This window comes from Amycolatopsis sp. CA-211722 (assembly GCF_056828465.1).
Genome location: NZ_CP184752.1, coordinates 3,899,258 through 3,921,759, shown reverse-complemented (window position 1 = coordinate 3,921,759; position 22,502 = coordinate 3,899,258). Strand labels below are relative to the sequence as shown.

At 68.1% G+C, this 22,502-nt stretch carries 17 protein-coding genes; 9 read left to right on the top strand and 8 right to left on the bottom strand.

Going from position 1 to position 22,502, the window contains the following annotated elements:
* Nucleotides 1–252: 252 nt before the first annotated feature.
* Entirely contained in the window at nucleotides 253–1,470 is a 1,218-nt protein-coding gene (locus tag ACOCEP_RS19130; RefSeq protein ID WP_482338938.1) for a family 8 glycosyl hydrolase, read from the bottom strand.
* A gap of 142 nt (nucleotides 1,471–1,612) precedes the next feature.
* Here ACOCEP_RS19130 and ACOCEP_RS19125 point away from each other — a divergent pair, with 142 nt between their 5' ends.
* Nucleotides 1,613–2,014 (top strand): PPOX class F420-dependent oxidoreductase, encoded by a 402-nt coding sequence (locus ACOCEP_RS19125; RefSeq protein ID WP_482338937.1) that lies wholly within the window; start codon nucleotides 1,613–1,615, stop codon nucleotides 2,012–2,014.
* Nucleotides 2,015–2,094: 80 nt separating this feature from the next.
* On the opposite strand, the gene ACOCEP_RS19120 is transcribed toward ACOCEP_RS19125, so the two are convergent.
* From ACOCEP_RS19120 to ACOCEP_RS19100, 5 genes are all read right to left on the bottom strand, one after another.
* The gene (locus tag ACOCEP_RS19120; protein WP_482338935.1) at nucleotides 2,095–2,634 is read right to left on the bottom strand and encodes a TetR/AcrR family transcriptional regulator; all 540 of its coding nucleotides are present in this window, start codon (nucleotides 2,632–2,634) and stop codon (nucleotides 2,095–2,097) included.
* The gene (locus ACOCEP_RS19115) at nucleotides 2,634–4,199 is read right to left on the bottom strand and encodes a long-chain-fatty-acid--CoA ligase (RefSeq protein ID WP_482338933.1); all 1,566 of its coding nucleotides are present in this window, start codon (nucleotides 4,197–4,199) and stop codon (nucleotides 2,634–2,636) included. The genes ACOCEP_RS19120 and ACOCEP_RS19115 overlap by 1 nt, the downstream gene beginning before the upstream one ends.
* A gap of 68 nt (nucleotides 4,200–4,267) precedes the next feature.
* On the bottom strand, nucleotides 4,268–5,470 hold the full coding sequence (locus ACOCEP_RS19110; protein WP_482338932.1) for a GTPase: 1,203 nt from the start codon (nucleotides 5,468–5,470) through the stop codon (nucleotides 4,268–4,270).
* Nucleotides 5,467–7,233, bottom strand: coding sequence for a dynamin family protein (locus ACOCEP_RS19105; RefSeq protein ID WP_482338930.1), 1,767 nt, complete (start codon nucleotides 7,231–7,233; stop codon nucleotides 5,467–5,469). Before ACOCEP_RS19105 ends, ACOCEP_RS19110 begins: the two co-directional genes overlap by 4 nt.
* Before the next feature lie 121 nt (nucleotides 7,234–7,354).
* Entirely contained in the window at nucleotides 7,355–8,422 is a 1,068-nt protein-coding gene (locus ACOCEP_RS19100) for an IniB N-terminal domain-containing protein (RefSeq protein WP_482338928.1), read from the bottom strand.
* A 294-nt stretch (nucleotides 8,423–8,716) separates the two neighbouring features.
* On the opposite strand from ACOCEP_RS19100, the gene ACOCEP_RS19095 reads away from it, so the two are divergent.
* Genes ACOCEP_RS19095 through ACOCEP_RS19085 form a run of 3 tightly spaced genes read left to right on the top strand, consistent with a single transcriptional unit; the run spans nucleotide 8,717 to nucleotide 12,680 of the window.
* Nucleotides 8,717–9,862, top strand: a complete 1,146-nt coding sequence (locus tag ACOCEP_RS19095) for a molecular chaperone DnaK (protein WP_482338926.1) — start codon at nucleotides 8,717–8,719, stop codon at nucleotides 9,860–9,862.
* Complete coding sequence (locus tag ACOCEP_RS19090) at nucleotides 9,859–12,219, top strand: helix-turn-helix transcriptional regulator (RefSeq protein ID WP_482338924.1); 2,361 nt, start codon at nucleotides 9,859–9,861, stop codon at nucleotides 12,217–12,219. The genes ACOCEP_RS19095 and ACOCEP_RS19090 overlap by 4 nt, the downstream gene beginning before the upstream one ends.
* On the top strand, nucleotides 12,216–12,680 hold the full coding sequence (locus ACOCEP_RS19085) for a VOC family protein (RefSeq protein ID WP_482338922.1): 465 nt from the start codon (nucleotides 12,216–12,218) through the stop codon (nucleotides 12,678–12,680). The genes ACOCEP_RS19090 and ACOCEP_RS19085 overlap by 4 nt, the downstream gene beginning before the upstream one ends.
* A 993-nt stretch (nucleotides 12,681–13,673) precedes the next feature.
* On the opposite strand, the gene ACOCEP_RS19080 is transcribed toward ACOCEP_RS19085, so the two are convergent.
* Nucleotides 13,674–13,868, bottom strand: coding sequence for an RNA polymerase sigma factor (locus ACOCEP_RS19080; protein ID WP_482338921.1), 195 nt, complete (start codon nucleotides 13,866–13,868; stop codon nucleotides 13,674–13,676).
* A 792-nt stretch (nucleotides 13,869–14,660) separates the two neighbouring features.
* On the opposite strand from ACOCEP_RS19080, the gene ACOCEP_RS19075 reads away from it, so the two are divergent.
* The 5 genes from ACOCEP_RS19075 (at nucleotide 14,661) to ACOCEP_RS19055 (ending at nucleotide 21,764) form a co-directional block, all read left to right on the top strand.
* Complete coding sequence (locus ACOCEP_RS19075) at nucleotides 14,661–19,544, top strand: wHTH domain-containing protein (RefSeq protein WP_482338919.1); 4,884 nt, start codon at nucleotides 14,661–14,663, stop codon at nucleotides 19,542–19,544.
* Nucleotides 19,537–19,869: a hypothetical protein gene (locus tag ACOCEP_RS19070; protein WP_482338917.1), complete on the top strand. Its 333-nt coding sequence runs from the start codon at nucleotides 19,537–19,539 to the stop codon at nucleotides 19,867–19,869. Before ACOCEP_RS19075 ends, ACOCEP_RS19070 begins: the two co-directional genes overlap by 8 nt.
* The gene (locus tag ACOCEP_RS19065) at nucleotides 19,866–20,459 is read left to right on the top strand and encodes a hypothetical protein (protein WP_482338915.1); all 594 of its coding nucleotides are present in this window, start codon (nucleotides 19,866–19,868) and stop codon (nucleotides 20,457–20,459) included. The genes ACOCEP_RS19070 and ACOCEP_RS19065 overlap by 4 nt, the downstream gene beginning before the upstream one ends.
* Before the next feature lie 65 nt (nucleotides 20,460–20,524).
* A complete protein-coding gene (locus tag ACOCEP_RS19060) occupies nucleotides 20,525–21,163 on the top strand; it encodes a zinc-binding metallopeptidase family protein (protein WP_482338914.1) in 639 nt (212 codons plus the stop codon).
* A 7-nt stretch (nucleotides 21,164–21,170) separates the two neighbouring features.
* On the top strand, nucleotides 21,171–21,764 hold the full coding sequence (locus ACOCEP_RS19055; RefSeq protein WP_482338912.1) for a maleylpyruvate isomerase mycothiol-dependent enzyme family protein: 594 nt from the start codon (nucleotides 21,171–21,173) through the stop codon (nucleotides 21,762–21,764).
* Here ACOCEP_RS19055 and ACOCEP_RS19050 read toward each other — a convergent pair.
* Nucleotides 21,751–22,455, bottom strand: coding sequence for a class I SAM-dependent methyltransferase (locus ACOCEP_RS19050; RefSeq protein ID WP_482338910.1), 705 nt, complete (start codon nucleotides 22,453–22,455; stop codon nucleotides 21,751–21,753). The genes ACOCEP_RS19055 and ACOCEP_RS19050 overlap by 14 nt on opposite strands.
* Nucleotides 22,456–22,502 lie beyond the last annotated feature (47 nt).

The window sequence follows — 22,502 nt, the reverse complement described above, 5'->3', positions numbered from 1 at the left end:
GGATGTCCGTTTCGCGCGGCTTCCACGACCACCCGCACCTTGCCCACCTGAAGTACATGAGGGGGCCTTCATGTACTTCGGGAAGGTGTGAAGGTCGAGTTTCCTCGGCTGAGCCGAGGGAAGGGGTCCTTCACGCGCAGCCGTTGTGACTGCTGATGCAGGCGGGGCGCATGTGGCGATCAGCAAGGTTCGCGCGTGAAGGCCCCCTTCACGCGGCTGAGCCGAGGGAAGGGGGCCTTCACGCGAGTTACGTCAGACCGCGACGTAGTTCCCCGACAGGATGAGCAGGACCTGCACGGTGATGCCGGTGCCGTAATAGTCCTTGGCGTTCGGCGTCCAGGTCGTGATCGAGGTCCACAGCTTGTCCAGCCAGGCCTGGCTGCCCGGGTCGTTCATCGCCGCGATGGCGAACGACGCGGTGAAGCACGGGTGCTGACCCGTCTCACCGGGGAGCTTGGCCCCGGACAACGTGTAACCGGTGGTGATCTTGGCCGGGTTGCCGCCGGTGTTCTGCTGGATCCAGGTGTTCATCTTCCGCACCTGCCCCTGCGCCGGGCTGCCCGAGACGGTGATCCCGTCGACGCCGAGCCGCCACGGGTCGCGGCAGGCGTTGTAGGCGTAGTGCGGGTCGTTGTCCTCGAGGAAGCCGTCGGGAGCGGGTTTCGGCGTGGCGTTGGTGTTGACGACGAAGTCCGGGATCAGGCCGGTCTTCGGCGAGTACTTCTCCTGCAGCTGCGTGACCGCCTTCTCCTGACGGGCCCGGACCTGCCCCCAGAAGGAGTCCCCGGTGACCTTCTCGAACGCGCGAAGGTGCCCCGGCATCCAGTCCGAGGAACGCGAGCTGTTGATGTACTTGCCGCTGTCGGCCCAGTCCGCCAGCCGCATGAACTTGGTGTCCGGGTTGACCTCGCTGCGCTTGATCGCCTTGATGATCCGCAGCGCCTCGGCCTTGTAGTTCACCGAACCGCCGCTCCCCCAAGCCTTGTCGGCGAGGAGCAGGCCGTAGGCGATTTCGAGGTCGCCGTCGGTGGCCGCGTCACTGCCGTTGACGCTCTTGCAGCTCTCGTCCTGCTCGGCGGCGTGCAGGTCCTTGTCGATCACGGACGGGTGCGCCTTGACGAACTTCAGGATGCCGTCGAAGACCGTGCGCGCCTGCGAGTCCTTGCCCGCCATCATGGCCGCGATGGTCATGCCGTAACCCTGGCCTTCGGCCACGAAGGCGTGGTCGGCGTCCGGCGCCTTGACCGCGTACGTACCCGCCCCGCACTTGGTGGTCAGGAAGTTCTTCTTCCAGTAGTCGTAGTACTTGGCGAGCGCCGCGTCCTGCGCCGACTGGGACACGGACGGGCGCAGAACGCCCGGCAGGTACGGGGTCCCCTGAGTGGTCACCGCGGTGGCGGGGGCGGTCGTGGCGACCAGCCCGGCGGTCAGCGCGGCCGCGGCCAGCACTGTCCGAACGGTCTTTCTCATCGGCTCCTCCGGAAACGTCGTTGATGGCGGCGGCGCGTTTCGAGAGTGACACCAGGGTCGGCCAAAAACAAGAGAGTTAAGAAAGTTTCCTTACTATTACCTCAAAAGTCGCCTGTGTGAACAGTGGCCTAGCGTAGGCCGCATGACGATCGACCTGAGCGCGCGCGGTGAGTCCTTCCGGGACTTCTGGACCGAACGACACCTCGCCACCCTGACCACGGTCCGCCCCGACGGGACCCCGCACGTCGTCGCGGTGGGGGTCACGGTGGACTTCGAGGCCGGGATCGCCAGGGTGATCACGTTCCGCTCGTCCAAGAAGGCCCGCCTGATCAAGGAAGCGGGCGAACAGGGCATTCCGGTCGCCGCCTGCCAGATCGACGGCCCCCGGTGGTCCACTTTGGAGGGACGCGCCGTGCTGCGCGAAGACCCGGAGTCGGTGCTCGACGCCGAAAACCGCTACGCCGCGCGCTACCGGCAGCCCAAGCCGAACCCGGAACGCGTGGTCGTCGAGATCACCGTGACCCGGGTGCTGGGCAACGCCTGACGGGGGGCTGAAAGGGCCCTTCGCCTCGTCTCACGCGGTGAAGGTCGCTTTCACCACGTCGCACGCGGGGAAAGTCCCCTTCAGCCCCCGAGCACCAGCCGGGTGTATTCGTCCAGGATGTCGCCGAGGTCGGTGAAACCGCCCGCCGAGGCCACCTGCTGGTACCCGACCAGCATCGCCAGCCCGAGCGAGGTCACGACCTCGGCGCGGCGCCGGTCGGGGATCAGCTCGGCGACCACCCGCCCGACCGTCTTGACCCGGGCGTCGTCGACGCGTTTCTGCGCCACGCGAACGGTTTCGTCGTTCGCCGCCCAGGCACGGATGGCGGCCTCCGCGCGGTGCCGGAGGCCGCGCGTCAAGCTCATCAGCGCGGCGAAATCCGCCTCGGGGCCGCCGGAACCGAAGTCCAGCTCCCGCAGGATCCGGACCTGCCGCTGCGCCCAGAACTCGAGCAACGCGCCGACGAAACCAGGCCAGCCGCCGAAATGATGGTAGAAGGATCCGCTGGTGACGCCGAGGCGTTTGCCGAGCGTGCCGACGTTGAGCCCGGCGAACCCGGACTCGGCGAGCAGGTCCAGCGCCGCGTCGAAGTACTGCTCGCGGCTGACGATCGACGGCATCAGACGGCGCGCTCCCGCCCCTCCCAATACGGGCGCCGCAGGGTGCGTTTGAGGATCTTGCCGGTCGCGTTGCGCGGCAACGCCTCCACGATCTCGACCGTGCGCGGGCATTTGTAGTGCGCCAGGCGTTCCCGGCAGTACTCGACGAGTTCGGCGGCGTCGACCTCCTGCCCGGGCGCGGGCGCGACGACCGCCTTGATCTGTTCTCCCCAGCGCTCGTCGGGGATGCCGATCACGGCGACCTCGCCGACCGCGGGATGTTCGGCGATGACCCGTTCCACCTCGGGCGAGTAGACGTTCTCGCCGCCGGTGATGATCATGTCCTTGACGCGGTCCTCGATGAAGACGAAACCACCGTCGTCGACCCTGCCGACGTCGCCGCTGCGTACCCAGCCGTCGACGATCGTTTCGGCGGTCGCCTCGGGTTTGCCCAGGTAGCCCGCCATCGCCTGATCGGTGCGGAACCACAGCTCGCCCGGCGTCCCCGGTTCGGCGTCTTCGAGGGTCGCCGGATCGACGACGCGCATCTCCACGCCCGGCAGCACCGTGCCCGCCGACGCCAGCCGCTCCGGCCGGGCGGCGTCGCGATGTGCTTCCGGATCGAGCGCCGTCACCACCCCCGACAGTTCGGTCATGCCGTAGACCTGCACGAACCTGGTGTCCGGCCAGGCCGCGAGCGACTTCCGCAGCAACGGGAGCGGCATCGGCGAAGCGCCGTAACCGAGGTACTTCAACCGCGAGAACGCGGCGACGGCCTGCTCCCCGGCCTGCATGATCCCGGCGACCACGGCGGGCACCAGGAACGCGTGCGTGACCCCTTCGGCCAGCGCGCCCAGCAGCGACTTGCCGTCGGGTTCGCGGGTCATCGTCGTCGGCTGCCCGTAGTGGAAACCGATGATCGCGTAACAACTCCCGCCGACGTGGAACAGCGGCATCGCGACCAGGTTGCGGTCGCCGTCGCCCATCGGGAACTGCGCTCCGGCGTTCTGGCTGTGCGCCAGCAGGTTCCGGTGCGTGAGCACGGCGCCCTTGGGGAAGCCGGTGGTACCGCTGGTGTAGATGATCAGCGCGCCGTCGTGTTCGTCGACCTCCGGTGACACTCCGGCGGAGGTCGCGCCGGCGAGGAAATCCTCGTACTGGTCGTCTTCTCCCCCGACAACGAGCACATGCTCGACCGACGGCAGCCGATCGCGCAGTGCCTCAACGGCGGCAACCGACTCCGGGCCGGCGAAAACGATCCGCGCGCCGCTGTCGCCGAGGACGTACGCCAGTTCCTCCGGGGCGAGGCGCCAGTTGACGACCGCGTTCGCCGCCCCGAGCGAGGACGCGCCGAAGGTCACCTCCAGGCAGGCCGGCGTGTTCTTGTCGACGAAGGCGACCCTGTCACCCCTGCCGACCCCGGCGGCCGCGAGCGCGCCGGTGACCCGCCTCGCCCGCTCGTCGAGCTGGGCCCAGGTGAGCCTCCGCCCCTGGAACGAGAGGGCTTCCCGCTCGGGGATCGTCTTCGCCCACCGCGCGAAAAGTTCACCGAGAAGCCGCACATCCGGACGCGCGTCGTCGAGCATGCCGGACCCCTTTCGCCTGGTCAGAGCCACCATAGAGAGGTCTATGGTGACCCGGTGCCCGGCAGGCGTCAAGCCACGAACAGGCTGAGCAGTCCTTCGACCGAACGCACGATCACCCGGGCGGCCGCGCGTTCCGCGTGCGCGGCGTCGGCCCGTTCCGCCTCGTGCCGCCACCGGACGAGCGCGCTTTCGGCGCTTGCGTGGATCTCGGCCGGATCGGCGTCGGGCGCGAGGCCGAGCCGCTCGGTGGGCGCCAGTCCCTGCGCGCCGAGCAACCGGACGGCCTCCTCGGCGATCTCTCCGGACAACGCCGTGCGGCCGCCACGGATACCGGCGATGAGCCGCAGCTCCCGGAAGTCGTGCGCCGCCGCGGCGAAACGCTCCACGCGCGCGGCGAGCCGGTCACCGTGCGGAAGGGGTTCCGCGGCGAGGAGGCCTTCCAGCCGCACCACCGCCGTGCGCGCCTTCAGCGCCTCGGCACGCGCGACGAAGGACGCCGCGAGCGTATCCCTCAGATCGCCGAGACCGCTGCGGTGCACGAGTTCGGCCGAGAGTTTCATCCTGCTCTCGCACCCGGTCCGGATCAGGGTGATCGCCAGCCGCACGCCGTAGAGCCCGAACCGCGACACCAGATGCTTCCTCGATTCCGGCGGGACACCCACCGGAAACGGATCGTCCACAAAGGAATCGACGGACAGGAGGTGCCGCTCCAGCTCCGGCCGGGACACCGACGCCAGTGCGCGCAGCACCTCGAATTCGTCGTCTCGCAGCGCTCGCCCCGCGTAACCGAGCTGCCCGGCGACCGCGATGACCCCTTGGAATCCCGCGCAGTCCGGATTCTCGCGCCAGGCCCGCCGCGCCAGCTGTTTCGCGGTGAGCAAGGCGTCGATCCGGCCCGCGCCGACCTCGTCCGCGTGGGCGAGCACCAGCACGGAGTTCACCGCCGTCTGCCGGGCGAACGCCGAACCGCCGACCTGCCGGGTGCCCGCGAGCTCGTCGGGTTCGAGATAGCGCACCAGGCGCACCGTCGCGTCGACGTGTTCGGCGGGTGCCGGGGTGTCGAACAGCTCGATCTCGCGCAGGGCCCGCGTCGGCCATTCCGCGAGCGCCGAGACCAAAGTGGACTTTCCGGTTCCCGGTGTGCCGGTGAAGCCGACGCGCAGTGGTTCTTCCAGCCGCTCCAGGCATTCCCGCAGCATCGACACCGCGTGCGGGCGATCCCGGTAGTGTGCCGCGGCCTCGTTCAGGAGTTCCCGTACGTCGGAGGTCACGCCGAAAGCTCCCGGCGCGGCGCGGCGCCCGTGCCGAGCGCCCCCGCCTTCCGGTGCAGGGCGGCCAGCCGGTCGATCTCCTTCTTGACCCGCTGGGTGCGCCGGTCCCGTTCGGCGGAGCCGGCGATGATCAGTTCCCGTTGCCGCGTCAGCTCTTCCGACAGCTGGTCGGAGACCGCGGCGAAATGGTCGCGCAGGCGGCGCTGCACCTGACGGACCTCGTCCTTGATCTCCTTGCTGAACCGGATGAACACGTCGTCGACGTGGCGCTGCGCGGCGGCCTTCGCCAGCGCCTGACGCCGCTGCAACCGCGTCCCGCCCTCGTCGCGCACGCTCTTGGTCGCGAACGCGACACCGGCGCCGAGCGACACCGGGTTGATCAGCGGCAAGCCGGCGAGACTGGTGACCAGGCCGAACATCAGCACACCACCGTAGGAACCGCGCAATCCGGTGAAGAGTTTCTGCCCGATCTTGAACCGCTCGATCTTGGGCGTGCCGACCTCGGGGATGGAGTCCACGCCGGATCCGGTGAGCGGCAGGTCGGGCGCGTGGCCGTAGTGCGGTCCGAAGGTCGAGGCGACGGCTTGCGCGATCCACTCCGACCGGTCGGACACCCAGTTGTAGTTCGTCTCGACGGCCTCGGCGAGATTTTCTTCCAGCCAGGTCTGGAAATCCGGCCAGATCTGCACGGGGTCGCCCTCGTCGAAGGTGCGGTCGATGTGCCGCACGATCATCCGCGTCCGCTCGCGCAGGTCGTACTCGGCGTCGGCGATCAGGTCGGTGATCTCGTCCGACAACATGTTCTGCCACCGGACGTTCTGCCGACGCAGTTCCTCGGCGCGCCGTTGTGCCTGGTGCAGCAGCGTGACCTGGTCGACCCCGGTGTCCCGCGAGACCGCGTCGAGCCGCGTCTGGAGTGTCTCGACCAGCTCGACCGCCGCCGCGCGCACGCTCACCGCGGCGGCGAGCGCGCGGGTGCGCTCGATCGGGCGCGCGGCCTGTTCTCCCACCCAGTTCAGCAGTTCCGGATAACCGGACTGTCCATTGAGGACGGCGTCACCGGCCTTCGCGGCGGCCTGGCGCACCGTCGCGGACACCGGGAAGACGTCGGCGACGACACCGGTCTCCGACAGCGCCGCGCGATCGCGGGCGGCGAGTTCCCGCCAGTCCGGGCTCACGTCGATCTTGGTCAGCGCCAGCACCAGCGCCGGGCACCAGGTGCGGATATGCCTCGCCAGCGCGAGTTCCGCGGGCTGGAGTTCCTGTGTCGCGTCGGAGACGAGGATCACCGCGTGCGCGTCGGCGAGGACGTCGAGGGCGGCCGCCGTCCGAGGGGACCGGGGATCCCCGATCGCCGGGGTGTCCACCAGCACCAGCCCCGTGCCGAGCAGTTCGCGCGGCAGGCCGACTTCGACGCGGCGCAGGGAACCGGGCGGCCGGACCTCGAGTTCCTTGGCCAGGTCGCCGACCGGCACGCTCTCCCTGGCGTGCCCGACCAGGGTGGCGGCGGGATCGGCGGCGTAGCCGATCTCCGTGGGAACGGCGGGCGTGCTCGCGTCCCCGACCGCGCAGACCGGCGCGTTCAGCAGCGCGTTGAGCAGGTAACCCTTGCCCTGCTTGGGAAAACCGACCACTGCGATCCGGGTGCCCGGTGCTCGCTCGTCTCGTCTGCGCCGGAGGCGTTCGGCCAGGTCGGCACGGCCGTGGGCGGCACAGGCGTCCAAGGTCTCGTTGAGCACGTCGAGCCAGGCGGGGGCTGTCACGGGGATGCAGTGTTCCCTTAACCAAGCGCGGAATCAATGTGGCATGGGCCAACCATGCCGTGCGGGCCCCGCGACCTGGAGCGGTCGCGGGGCCCTGGCACAAAGCTGAAAGTTGTTCGTATCAGCCGATGTGGATGTCGTTGTTCGACGCGATGTCGCCGGTGCCGATGGTGACGTCACCGATGGTGCCGATGGTGCCGGTGACGTCGGAAACGGTGTCGTGGACCTCGGAGACGCCCGCGTGGTTCGCGACGTTGGCGACCTCGTTGGCCACGTTGCCCGAGACCGCGCCGGTCACGTCGCCGTGGTTGTTGGCGACGTCACCGTAGTTGTTCGCGATGTCGTGCACCTTGGTGGTGACGTCGGCGACGTCGACGTGACCGATGGTGCTGGTCAGGTCGCCCACCTCGGACAGGAAGTCCGGGGCGTCGCCCGCGACACCGTCGGTGCGCGGCAGGTCACCGGCGAGGTCGCCCACGGCCGGGACCGAGTCGACGGCCGGAACCTGGACGGCGTCCACGGCCGGGACCTCGGGGGCCAGGCCGGTCGCGGTGTCGACGGCGGCGTTGGCGAGGTCGCCGGCCTGGCCGACGGGCGCGGCGTCGAGGCCACGCGAAAGGTCGTCGGTCAGGCCGAAGCTGCCGACGGTGTTCTGCGCGAGGGCGGTCACGCCGGCGGCGGCGTTCGACACGTCGGTCACGTCGGAGACGGCCGGGACGGCGGGCAGACCCGGGACGTCGACCGGCAGGTCGCCGACGGCGGGCACGGCCGGGAGACCCAGCTCCGGCAGGCCCGGCACGGCCGGGACACCCGGGAGACCGGTCTCGGGCAGGGCCGGGAGGGCGTCGGCACCGGGGACGGCGACCGGGAGGCCGGCGGTCAGCGCGGTGAGCTGGTCGATCGCGCCCTGGACACCGTCGGCGCACTCGCCGTCGGTGGCGTTCGCGACGCCGCCGAAGCCCGCCAGGTTGTCGGCGGTGGCCGCGGTGTTCCCGGTGAGGTCGGTGACGGTGCCGACCGGGACGAAGTCGAGCACCAGCGGGACGACCTCGTGCACGTCGGCGGCGTTGATGTCACCGAGGCCGGCGTCGGCCAGCACCTGCTGCGGGTCGTTGGCGAACGCCGCGCGGGCCGCGGTGTCGTTCAGCAGGTTCAGCGTGAAGTCGTGCAGGGTCTGGACGGAACCCATGAAAGGACTCTCCTGGAGGTCTAGTCGGTGGGGAAGGCACAGCGGCCGGAGGGCACGGCTGAGCGCAGGTCACCGAAGCTAGTGAGCCGGTGCCTCCAAGCACATCGGGGATCACTCCTGGTCGTCGCTCACTCAGCCAATAGGGGATCGGTATGACATCGTTAGGGCGTTAGGGGCTTAACCGAGACGCACTCGGTTGGGTTTAATGCCAACCCTCACCCGGATGGGTCAAGCCGTTCAGGTGAGTGGCCCTATTTGGTCCTTAGGGGCTGGTCAAGCGAAGGAGGATGCTCGTTGCCCTACGTCCTCGGCATCGATATCGCCTCGACCCGCACCACCGCCGCCACCTGCGTGGACTCCGGCGACGGCTGGGGTGCGCCCGAGCCGTCGTGGCTCGGCGCGCGCGGCCCGGCGGCGGCGTCCGCGGTGTTCCTCGACGACGACGGCTACCTGCTCACCGGCGACGCCGCGGTCGAGGCGGGCCGGTCCGCGCCCGCCCGCCTGCTCACCGGATTCCACGAACGGGTCGGCGACGACGTGCCCGTGATCGTCGGCGGTGAGCGGTTCCCGCCCGAATCCCTCAGCGCGGTCCTCGTGGACGCCGCGGTGGATCAGGCGGCCGAACGCTTCGGCGAGAAACCTCGCCACATCGTGCTCACCCATCCGGTCGGCTGGGGATCGTTCCGCCGGGACCTGCTTCGCCGGGCACTGGCCGAAGCCGGATTCCCCCGTGCCGCGCTGGTCGCGGCGCCGATCGCCGCCCTGCACGCGTACCTGGCCCCGCACGGCGACGTCACCGCCGGGGTCTGCGAATTCGGCCCGGACGGCGCGGTGGTCACGCTCGCCGCCGCCGGGGTCAACGGCTGGCAGCCGGTCAAAACGGTGGAAGGCGTCGAGCCGGGTGAAGCCGTCGGCAAGGTCTTCGAGCTCGCGCACGGCGCCGGAATCCCGCCACAATCCCTGGCGGGCATCGTGCTCTGCGGCGAGGCCCCGCCGGTCCCCGGCCGGACGCCGTGTCCCCTCTTCGCGTCGAGCGACCCGGTGCTGACGGTGGCGACCGGGGCGGCGAACATCGCCGCGCGACGTGACCTTCCTCAACCCGGCGGGGCGGGCCCGGCCGCCGTCGCGACCGTTGAGACCACCCTGCTCCCCCGGGTCGACGTGCCGGAAGAGCTCACCGAGCGGCCCGAACGGCCGCCGGTCGACATCACCCCCTTCCCCTTGCCAGAACGCACCGGGGCGGCGAAACTGCTCAGCCGGCGCAAGCCCCTCGTCGCCGGAGCCGCGGTCGTGGTGCTGGCCGCGACCACCCTGCTGCTCACCCTGACCACCCGAGAAGCCACCGCGGACAAGGGTCCCGAAGCCACTCCCACCACTTCGAGCTCGTGCGCGCCGGCCACCCCCGGCGCCACGCCGTCCACCCCCGAAGGTCGCTGTTGAACGCACTGCTCGACAAGCCCGGCATCATCCATCCGGGTGCCCGGAGCCTGCTCGACGAGGTGACCACCGCCCCGGAACTCCCGGTGCGGGTCACCGTCGTCGCCCCCGGTGGGCACGGCAAGACCCATCTGCTCGACCGGCTCGGACGTCACTACGCGGCGGCGGGGGTCGAAGCGCTGCTGGTCGACGACGCCGACCAGCTCGACGACGACGAGATCGCGAAGATCAAGGCACAGGCCGAAGAAACCACCGCGCCCGTGGTGCTGGCGTTCCGGCCGGCGGCGCGGACGACGACCCTGCGCGTACTCGCCGACTCCTTCGGCCGGTCGGTGACCTTGGGCGCGTTCGGCGTCGACGACGTCCGGCGGCTCGTCGAGCACGCCGGCGGTGACGCGGCCACGGCGGAAGACGTCCACGCCAGGACCGGCGGTGTGCCGGGATTCGTGGTCCGCGCGGTGACCGGCAGTCTCGCGGACTTCCGCGGTGAGCTGGAGCAACTGGACGAAGACGTGCACCGCTACCTGATCGCGGCGGAGGCGGGCGCGGGCCGGAATCTCGATCTGCTGGCCGCGCTGCTGAACCGCGATCGCGAAGGGCTGCCCGAGATCTTCGACAGCGCCAGGGCGACCGGGCTGCTCGGCGAGGACGACGCGTTGCTGCCGATCGCCGCCGAAGCCATCCGTACCTGGGGTTCGCCGGGGCGGCGGCTGACGGTGTTGCAACGGCTGGTGGAGCTCCAGCTGCGGGACGGGCTTCCGGTGCTGGAACTCGCCCGTTCCCTGCTGGGCACGGGAAGTTCGGGCGCGAGCGCGGCGGCGGCCTTCGAGGCGGCCGCCCGTGAGGCGATGTCCGACGACACGAAACTCGCGGCGCGGTTCTACGAAGCCGCGTCCGAGGCCGGTGGGCGCGGCGCGGCGCTCACCGTCGGCTGGGCGCACGCCGCCGCACTGGCCGGGGACCTCGACACCGCGCTCCGGCTCGGCGACGGCATGCTCGGCAGCACGTCGGACACGGACGCCCGGGCCGCGGGCGCCGAAGTGGCGGCGACCGTGCTGGCACATCGCGGCGAACTGGCGCACAGCGCGGAGCTGTATCAATGGTCCGGCCGGGCGGGCTCGAAAGCGTTCGCCGCGATCGCGTTGCTGGGCACCGGAAAACTCGAAGCCGCCCGAGGCGTGCTGGAGACTCCCGAAGTCCCGACCCTGTTCGCCGGTGCCGCGTCCCGGATGGCGCGGGCGATCACCGATTCGGTGTCCGGCTGCGGCGCGGAGACCCTGTCGGCCCTGCTGGGCGCGGCCTCGATGCTGGAATCGGCGGGCGCGCCCGCTCCGCTCCCGGACAGCCCGGCGGCCCTCGCGGCGCTGGTGGGCCTGCATTCCGGCGAGCTCGCACTGGCCGAGTCGGTGCTGAGACGGGCGGTGGACGGCCGGATCGGCGGCGACCTGCTCGCGAAACGGCATCGGCTGCTGCTCGGCTGGGTCGCGATGACCGCGGGCGACCTCAAGACGGCCGCCGAGGCCTTGATGCCACCGGACGGCCTCGAAGCGCGCGATGAACTCTTCGCCGCCACCCTTCAGCTGGGCCTGGCGCGGCGGTCGAGCGATCTGCCCGGCCTGCAACGCTCCTGGGACCGGGCGTACCAGGCGTCGATGCGGCAGCAACCGGACCTGTATTCGTTGCTGCCCTTGGGAGAACTCGCGATCGCGGCCGCACGGGGCGGCGCGAGCGCCAAACTGGCGGGCCGGCTGGAGCGGGCGCACTCCGTGCTCGACGCGCTCGGCAATCCTCCACTGTGGACAGCCACGCTCCGCTGGCACGAACTGCACGCCGCCATCACCGTCGAAGATCACGCGTTGGCGGGCGAACATCTGGCCGCGCTCGACGACTTCGCCTCCTGCGGTCGTTATCCGGCCGCACTCGCCGCCGCCGCGACCGGCTGGCTCGCCGTCTTGACCGGCTCCTTCGACCCCGAAGAGATCACCGCGTCCGCCTCGGAACTGCACGAACTTGGGCTTTGCTGGGATGCCTCGCGGCTCGCCGGGCAAGCGGCGATCCGGACCTCGGATCGCAAGGCGATGGTCCAGCTGCTCGAAGCGGCCCGCCAGTTCCAAGGGCGGGCACCGGAACCCACCGCGGCCACCGGGCTGAGCGCGCTGAGCGAACGGGAACTGGAGGTCGCCCGGCTGGTCGTCGACGGGCTGACCTACAAACAGGCCGGGAGCAAGCTGTTCATCTCGGGGAAGACCGTGGAGCACCACATGGCGCGGATCCGGGGGAAACTCGGCGCCGGGGACCGGCGGGAGCTGCTGGCCATGCTGCGGGAGCTGCTCCCGGCCGGCGAGGCCGACGCGGGATGAACGCCTTCTACCACCTGTGCTTCGTCGTTCGAGACATCGGGCAGGCGACCGAGGACCTCACACGCACTCTCGGCGTGACCTGGAGCCCGGTCCGCGCGGGCACTCTCGGGGACTGGGACTACGAGATCGTCTTCTCGACCGGAGGGCCGCCGTTCTTCGAGGTGATCCAAGGACCCGCCGGCAGCCCGTGGGATGCCACCGACGGGTCCCGTTTCGACCACATCGGCTACTGGTCGAAGGACGTCGCGACCGACAAACAGCGCCTGGCGGAGCGGGGCGCGCCGATCGAGTTCGACTCCTGCCCCTACGGCCGTTCCTTCACCTACCACCGGCTCGACAGCATCGGGGCCAGGATCGAGCTCGTCGATCTCGCGGTCCAGCCGGGGTTTCGCGACACCTGGGCCCCGGGCACAGGGGCGATGCCGCCGCTCGAGCTCGACGACCCTGCCGCCGGGCCGTAACGGACTCGCCGGATCGGGTGAACCTCAGGTGCACTTCAGCGAAGAACATGCAGCCGGTAAGCCAGGTATCGAGACAAAAGTCCGCTGTAGGAGAAGAGAAGCCGAACGGCCCCCTTATTCGGAGGTGAGAGTGCGGGCCCGGAAGTGGCCGGGCGCGAGACCCGCTCCCGGCCACCGCCGCTATGCCGGCAGGGTGTCGGTCCACTCTGCGTCGATCCTGACCCCTGCGGGGTTGGACACCTTGTACACCGCCCGTCCATAGTGACGAAGAACGACGTCCGGTTCACGCTTCCGCTCGCCGGATCGACAACGAGCCGTTCGCCCGTCGGCAGCCTCAAGCCTTGCCCGCCCGGCACCACGCCGAGGTTTTGACACCTGGATAGTCGGCTATCACGCGCAGGTCCGTGGCCCGGACCTCCGGCGTGGCCGGGTGGACACCAGTGAGATCAACGACTGGAAGCCAGCTTATTCCCGGTCTCTCGGGATGAGCTCACCACGCTCGTCCTGGCGTCGCTGCGCTTGAGCGCCTCGGCGATCCAGGCCTTCAACGCGCCCGGGCCCGCCGGCAGAGCACACAGCTGCAAGAGGGTCAGATCGACGGCGACCAGTGAGAACGGGGTGGTCGAAAGCGCCTTCGCCGGCGTGACCTTTGCCTCCCGTCTCCGCTCCCCGCATCCACGACTGACCGTCCGGCTTGACCCAGTACTCATACCCACTCGAAGCAGCGGAGCCGTCTGCCTCGGTCACCTACATGTGCCAATGGGCGCCGGCCCCTCAGGAGGACGCTCCGCGGCGGTGGCAGTCGCGAGCAGGACCTCCTGCCCATGGCCGTTGGCACCGGCGGACCGTCGACCGGTGCGGCCAGCAGGACCGCGATCGCCACGGCGGCGGCCGCTGTCGCGAGTCCGGCGCCTGTGATCATCCACCCGGTCCGCCGCCGCGGGGCCCGGCCGGCGCGTATCTGGTTCTGGAGCCGATGCCGGCTGCGGTCGATCACATCCTGGGACGGCAGTCCGGGATCAGCGCGGCGAGCGTCTGCAGATCATTCATCGAGTGCCTCCGGGTGAGAATGAAGTTGAGCTTCTTGCGTGCACGGTTGAGCCGGGAGCCGACCGTGCCGGAGGAGATACCGAGCACCGCGGCCACTTCCTCGTACCCGAGCTGGCCAAGCGCCACGAGCAGCAGCACGTCCCGTTTCCGGCCGACCGCCGCGACAACGCGTTGGCGAGCTGAGGTTGCAGCCGCCGGGCGGCCACCGACGCGACCACTCTGCTCTCGTGCCCTCGACCACAGATGCGGCGCTCACCCGTGCCAGCGCCCGATAGTGGCGGGCCTCCCTGCGGCGGTGCCTGGCCACTAGGTTCGTGGCGATGCCTAACAGCCAGACCCGCACGTCACCGCGGCCTGCGCGTCCAGCCGTCCGACCACATACCGATAGATAGCCGCGAAGTAGCGATCGTGCACTTCAGTAACAGCTCCGGGTCCCGCGGCAACCGGGCTGCCGCCTCTGCCATGTGGATCCTTCCCGTCGACGGTCAGCTTTCACCATCACTTCGTCGCCGGCCGGTTTCTTCTTCCCGCCCCAGCCGTGACTTGCCGCCCGCGGCCATTAGGCAGAGCTCCTCTAAGGCTGCTATCCGCTGCTGCTGGCAGAACTCTGAGATTGCCGCCAGCGGGCGACACTCACAATGAGAGTGTCGCCCATACGCCGCGTTCGTATGCGTAACAACACGGTGGTCTGGAGCGACAACCTACTCCGTTGACCTCGAAGCACGGGCTAACGGTGTCGAGTGATCTCAGGGCGGGTGACATCGGTGTGTGATGAGTCGCCGGTGCCGATCCGAGCTGCCTCCCGCGGTCGTCTCCGTATTGCCAGCCCCGCATCCCAGACCTGCGAAGGCGTCGCGCACTGTAACGACCCATTCGCTGCCTCCGACGTACGCATGTTCGTATAGACGACTTAAGCCAGGGGAGACAGCCTTGACGGATCGGCTCGCGTTGCTGATCGGTGTACCTTCCTGTGATCACGATCTTTTCGAAGCGCTGCATGAAGTCGTGGCTGCCGACATCAGGCGCATGGCGGACGTTTTGGCCCAGTCCAACTACGAGGTGCAGCATTGCGGAGTCGGTGACAAATTGGGCCGAGAACCCACCGGTAACCGAATCCGTTCGGCAACGATGAGAGCGTTACAGGACATCTCTCCTGGCGGCACCTTGCTGCTGTACTTCTCGGGACACGGTGTCACGATCGACGGCAAGGGCTACCTAGTTCCTCAAGATGCCTACGCCAACCTCGAAGGGCCCGATCCGGAAAGCCTGGTCTCGCTGATCCCCGGCCGCCTCGGCGAGTGCAGGGCAGGCCTGATCATCTTCGTCGTGGACGCTTGCCGGGACGATCGATCCGGTTCACTGGCTCGATTGCCCGGTGGCGGAGAGCTGCCGTACCCATCGGACGGCGCTTTCGTGCTGTTCAACAGCTGCAAACCCGGGGAACGCAGTCAGCACGGCGATGACGGCAGCTATTTCACCCAAGCGCTCGCGGAGGTGCTGGACCGGCGCAATTCCGCCCGCACCCTCACCGAGGTACACGCAGAGGTCATGCGTCGGATGACGCGTAAAGCGGCTAGGACCGAAGGGATGGAACAGACACCGGAACTGGCGATCGCGCACCGTTCCGATGGCACCACGAAGCCCGGGGATTCCGTCATCTGCGCGGGTGATCAGGTAGGCGAGGCTTGGCGGCGGGCCATCGAGAACACGCCGCTATGGGAGCGCTGTGCTCAAGAAGCATCCAGTGCTCGACAAGCCAGGGAGGCGGTTCTTCGTGTCGTCGACCAATGTGCCAAACAATGGCTGGAGGCGCAGGAGTTCCTCACCACCCGCGCACAGATCGTCGATCCCTGGACGGCTCAGGACTATCCGGTCCGAGTACTGGCCGCCGTCGACGAATGCCTCCCGCAGGAGGCTCTGTTGACCGCGATCGAGCTGGCGGCGCTAATCTCGGCGCCGTTCCTCCGCGAGGCTGCGCTCAGTGCCGGCATCCGGATCGCCGCGACCATCGCGCCCACTGACTTCACCCGTACCTTCCACGACGGCGCCAGAAGCGATCTCGAGACCACCCACGCCATCTACGAGCACGTGTGCCGCCGTGCGGAGGGGCTGGCCCGCCGCAAACGGACCGAACCCAGAGACGCGTTGGGAATGTGGCTGGTGCACCAATGGCTCGCAGCCCGGCCTGCATTGTGGGCCGAGCCGAGTGTTGAGCAACTGTGCGGGCAGTTGGCCCGGGCAGCGGCCGGGTGGGGAACCGTCTCCTTGACCGAGAATGAGCTCTGCTCGACAATCCACACTCTTATCGAGTGCGTGGACGCCTCGTCGGACGATCAGCGCCTGGTGGACCTGGTGCGGCAGCGGCTGTTCGACCAACGCATGCGCGCGCTGGCTGCCGCATTGTGGCTGGGCGGCGTGATGGCTGCCGATCCCCGACGCGTGTCGACCGTCGTCGTGGACCACCTGGGTATCGGCGCCGAGGTCCAGCTGTCCGCACTGCACGCGGCAACCGTCAACGCACGCTGGGAGCACAACGGCACGGATCTCGAACTGCACGCGGTCTCTGATCATCCCGCCTTGCACGCGGCGTTCACCGACCTCGCACATCGCGCCGATGTAGTACTCAAGACCGTCCCGGCCTTCGATCCTGCCGCGGAGTTGATCAGTCGGCTCCCCTCCGGAGCGAATTGCATGGGGCTTCGGCCGGAGAACCAAGACGGCCTGCCGGTGTTCGACACCCCACTGCTCCGCTTTCGACTCTCCGACGACAAGGTGCGCGAACTGCTGATGGGACGCCAACTCTACGGCGAACCTGACTTGGCGATCCGCGAGCTGTACCAGAACGCGCTGGACGCGTGTCGGTACCGCGATGTCCGCCGACGTTATCTGACGAGACGGGAACGTTCCATCGTGGACTGGTCGGGACGAATCTCGTTTCAACAGGGGACCGATGCCGAGGGGCGTGAGTTCATCGAGTGTATCGACAATGGAGTGGGGATGAGCAAGGACACGATGATGAGCACGTTCGCCAATGCCGGCGAACGGTTCGTATACCGGTCGGGATTCCGCTCGGAACAGATGCGGTGGCAGGAACTCGACCCTCCGCTGCGACTTATCCCCAACAGCCAGTTCGGCGTGGGAGTATTCAGCTATTTCATGATCGCCGAGGAAATCCACATCACGACCCGCCCGGTCAACGAAGACGACGTCGTCGGTTCTCAGGCGTTCAGTGTGCGCATCGCCAGCAGTGGCAGCCTGTTCCAGATTACCCAATCTAACGAAATGCCGGCCGGTGGGACTCGGATTCGACTGTACTTGACCGGCGAAGACTCACTGTCCGTGCTGCGTACCCTGCGCCGCTTGCTCTGGATCGCCGAGTACACGGTCGATGTGGCCGAGGCCAATGGATCACGCGAGACCTGGGAACCCGAGTTGCTGCGGTTCCCTGATGCCATCGTGGAACCGCTCAAACACGGCGATGACCTGTGGTGGGTCCCGGGAGAGGGCGGTTTCGCCGCGGACGGTGTCCGGACGAACGAAGAAGGCCACGGCCTCATCGTCAACCTCCGCGGGCCACGCCGGCCGCAGTTCACCGTTGACCGAAACCGACTGCGGAAATGGGACAAGGAGTGGATCCGACAGCAGATTCTCGACTCGCTGCCAGCCCTGAGGCAGTGGGCCGGATTAACCCTGCCTTGGCTGTGGGACGTGTCCGACAAGACGCCGGCGATCGCCGAGGACATCTTCACCTACCTGCTCACCCAAGAACATGACGTGTCCATACAAGGTGCCTGGGGGCGCACCAGCGCGCCCTTGAGTCAAGTCGGTTGTCTGCCGATCGACCGTGAACTGTTCACCGGTGAGATGATCCCGTGGAGTGGTGCGACGAGGAACTGGTGGATATCCGCCTGGCGAGTGGGCGCCTGGAAAGGCGGCCCTGCCTTCGCCGGCTCGGAGCACGTGGCCGAACCGGCTACGATCGTCGGCTTCCCTGTTGTGAGCCCTATGGATTCCAACGTGCTCGGAACGATCTACTCGTCCGGCCGCTACTACCGGAACACGGGTCAGTTCGGACGCCCATCGCTTGCCGAGATCCTCGATGCCGCGGCAGACAGAGACGAATCACCCGCTCAGCGAATCAAGCGACTCCGTCGCTATGCGATCACCGGGATCGATCTCTCCGCCGCGCGCAACATCCCTTCGATCGAATACCGGTTCATGAACAAGGATGAGGTCCTGCCAGAATCCACGGAGGAGGAGGCGCTGCTCGATGCCGTCGCTGCTCTCGTGCCGGCGGAAGAGGGCGGACCTGCTTTGTGTTGCAGTCTGGCGAAGGCGTCAGCCGACCTTCGCGTCCCGCTTGGAGAGGTGATTCGGCGAATAGCCGCCTTTATCCCGTCTGATCGAACCTACCTCCTGCCCGACCGCCTCAGCGAGTTGGGCGACCACGTCTTCACGCGCGGCGAGGTGGAGTTGTTCACCGAGGACTTTTTCGTCTGGTCTCCCTGGGTGAAATCCACCATTCCTCCTGCTCACGTCCTCCGGGCGAGCTCGAAACTCGGACAGCCGGTGGAGTACGTGCTCAAGCTGCTCGATCGCTTCACCGCACTCGGCTACCAGGTCGGCGGCAGACAATCTTACCCGCAAAACCTAACCCCATTTGAGCAAGAAGCGCTGAGGTTCGCCGAGACGCTCGGTTTCGAGCTCTCTTGGCTACATCTCCTTCAGATCGCCAGCAAGACCGGGGAAAGCGCACAGGAGGTCTTCACGGGCTTGCAACGTCTCGCCGACATTGGAATGATTCGCCTACCCACCGCCGGCTCGGCACCCGAATCACTGACTGAAGACGAGCTTACTATTATCAACGACGAGCTGCATGAATTCGACTGGTATGCGTACCGCCGCGTGTTATCGCCGGATTGGCTTGCCGTACTCGGGCTGATCCGCGGCGTCGGAGCTCGCGAATTCCACGACTACGAGGGAAGATTGCGACATCGTCGGCGCCTGCTCGATATCGTCGACCTGCGACGGCCGGTCACAGTGCCGGAGATCCTTCAGCTAGCTTGGTTTCTCGACTACGACATCGCGAGATCCATCGAATATTTCAAGACCCTCTATCCTGACACGGCCGATCTGACAGCCCTGCCGCAGGCTGCCTTTGACGCAGCGGGCCTGGCACCTCGACGCGAGGAATGCATCGCACTACTAGGTGCCAGCCATTGGACCTACCTTGACAGGGAAGGTAACTTCGAGGCGAACTGGTCGCTGCAACCCGGCGCCATAGTTCACGCAGCGGCAAGTGGACGACAGCCGGTCTCGGCCCTACTCGAACGACTGGAACCCTACCGCCCCCTCGGCGCTCCTCTTCCCAAGATCGATGCCGCCGCCCGAAAGTCACTGCCTGGAAGACCCGCGGACCGCTATGACCTCGCGATGCTGTCCTCGGTGGACGACATTGGGAGAATCTCTTATGTCGACACTGTGACGCCACTAAGGCTCGTGCAGACCGCAGGGCGACTGGGCTGGACACTGACCGAGGCGCACATGCGTTTTGCGGCGTTTGAGTCGATCGGGGTGTCGTGGACCTACGACCCCACTACGTGTTTCACAGATATCGTTTCCTGGCAGGATCTTCTGATTCTCACGGAGCATCTCGACGGCCAGGAACCCGCGATCTCCGGGACGATCACCGACGAGCACATCGCTGCGAGCGCCCGCGAAATCGATGAGTCCGAAGGAATGGTCCGCGATCGCCTGCGTCGCTACTCACTACTGTTCGGATACGAACTCTGCACGGAGGACTCCGTTGACTGATACCACTCCGATCGAGCACCACCGAGCGATCTCCTATCAGGTCAAGGACTACGAGCTGCAATCCGGATTCAGTATCAACTCCTTAGCCGACGGGCTAGGAATCAACGTCACCGGAATTTGCCCCGGCTGCGGCGGGCGGACAACGACAAACTGGTACTACGGCACAGGAAACGGGTATAAGGCTTTTCGGCGCAAAAAGGCACCGATTGCTGAACCTGTCGACGTCCGGACAGCGTGCTGCGACTGCGGCCATGGCCACGGTGACCGTCCGGCCGACGAGCCATTCCAGGGCTGCGGGGCCTACTGGCGGGTGAAAACCTCATGAGCGCAGAGCGATTGCTGTGGGCGCGCCGCGCTCAGGAAGTTCGGTTTCACCAGCTGGAGGCAGTGCGCAAGCAAGCAGAATCCTGGCGGACCGGCCTGGCCGGTCTGACCGGGCTATTCGGCGCCGTCCTGGTGATCAAGGGACGCGACAATCTAACCAGCCTCTCCGCTCCTTTCGTTCAGCTGGTGGCAGTCCTGTTCGCTCTGGCTCTCCTCATGTTCGTAGTCGCCACGCTGTCGGCGGTCCGGGCGGCGTCGGGAGTACCCGGCGACACGTGCCTGCTCGCCGGCGAGGATCTGGAGGCTTGGACCCGCAAGGAAACGACCGAGGTGGGTCGAAAGATCATAATCGCCCGTCGAACCTCCCTGTTCGGACTGTTCCTGGCCGCAGCGGCGATCGGGCTGGCCTGGTTCGCGCCGGTCCGGAACCTTACGGAGCCTGTCGTCACCGTCGAGTCGACGAATGCGCGATACTGCGGAGGATTGGCCGGAGTATCCGGCGGCTCGGTCGTCATCCACTTACGCGAGTCCTACCAGGTCGTCCCCCTTGACGACGTCGTCAACATCCGCCCCGGAAAGTCCTGTCTCTGACGCTGGCGAGCCGGGCGGACGACGGGACGAGGAATCCGCGCACGATCAGGTTGTTCGCCGAAGGGGTGCCGACGTCGGAAACCCCGGCGCAGGCCGACATCCGGCGCACGGTCGGCGGCGAGAACGATTCACCGTCCCGCCAGCTGGCCCGGTTCGTGCGGTCGGTCGCGGAGAACGACGCGACCGGGATGGCCGTCCGGGTGATTCACCGGCGCGACCGCTACCTCCGGGGTGGCGACCACATCCCGTTCCTCGAACAGGGCTATCCGGCGGCGCGGTTCACCGAACCGCACGAGGACTACGCGCACCAGCATCAGGACGTCCGGGTGGAGAACGGCAAGCAGTTCGGTGATCTGCCCGAGTTCTGCGACTTCCCGTTCATCGCCAGGGTCGCGCGGGTCAACGCCGCCACGGTCTGGTCACTGGCGACCGCGCCCGGCACCCCCGAGGACGTCCGGATCCGGACAAACCAGCTGACGAACGACACGGATCTGGTGTGGCGGCGCGGGACGGATCCGGATCTCGCCGGCTACGAGGTCGTGTGGCGGGAGACGACGGCGGACGACTGGACGCACGCGATCGAGGTCGGCGACCGGACCGAGGCTAAAGTGGATCTGTCGAAGGACAACGTGTTCTTCGGTGTGCGCGCGGTCGGGAAGAACGGCCGCCGTGGTCCGGTCACGTTCCCGACGCCCTTGAGTTGAGGCCACGATGACAGTCACCCCCGACGACCTCGACGCGGCGATCACGAGCGTGACGGACCGCCTGCGCGAGGCGTCGGGCCGTGACTGGCACGCGACACCCGGCACGGGCGAGCTGAACGCCTGGCGCACCGCCGAACATCTCGGCGACTGCCTCATCTCCTACGCCGGATTGCTGATAGCGAGGCCGCCGACACCGCGGTTCGTCTGTTTCGAAGCCGTCGCCGACCGCGCCGCGACCCCGCCGGAGATGCTGGAGTTCGTCTCGGTGGGCGGCGGCATCCTGAGCGCCACCCTCCGCACGGTGTCCCCGGACGTCCGCGCGTATCACCCGAGTGGCCGCGCCGACCTCGAAGGATTCGCCGGAATGGGTTGTGTCGAGGTCTTGGTCCACGGCGAGGACATGGCCCGCGGCCTCGGCGTCACCCTCGATCCGCCGCGTGACGTCTGTTCGCGGGTTCTCGCGCGGATGTTCCCGGAGGTGGACGTCACCGGCGTCGATCCCTGGACGGCGTTGCTGTGGGCGACGGACCGGGCGGGGTTACCGGGCCGTCCGTCGCGGGCCGGGTGGCAATGGCGGGGCGCACCGCTCAGCGAGGCCTGAAAGCCACCACCGCCGCTTGGACACCGTCCCGCCAAACCACAGCGGGCTCCTCGGCCGGGCCGGCCCCCAGCACACGGACATGCCACGCGGCAGGCGGATGCCATTCGGCCGACGGCGCGTCGCCGAACAACCGCGCCCGTTCCGCCATCGCGGGGCCGAGCACCGGATCCGCCGCGGCCCGCTCCCACCAAGCACTCCAGGGAGTCTCGCCGTCGTCACTCGCGGACACCTCCGCGGCCTCGTCCGGCATGTCGTCCACGTTGGCCACGAATCCGCCCGCGCGCACGAGCCCGGCGAGTTCGGCGTACAGCTCGGTCAGCCGTCCGGGCGGCAGGTAGTGCAGCGCCATAACCGCCAGGACGGCGTCGTAGCCGCCATCCGGCAGCCGCGTGATCCACTCCGCGTCACGCAAATCGGCCCGGACCACCGCCACCGAGGGCGGCAGGGACGCGCGGGCGATCGTCAGCATCACGGGGTCCAGATCGACCAAGGTGACCTCCGCCCCGGGAAGGCGATCGAGCAGCCGGGAACCGAGCGTGCCCGTGCCGCCACCCACGTCCAGCACCCGCGGCGCCGCACCGTCACAGCGCGACACGACCAGGTCGATCATCCGCTCGATCGCCCGCTCCCGTCCTGGCTGGTACTTCGCCATGAGGCGCTCCCAGCGATCGTTCCAGTCCCCCAGCGTCATAGTGGGAATGATAATCGATATCGACAAGGCGCCGCTCTGTCACCGGC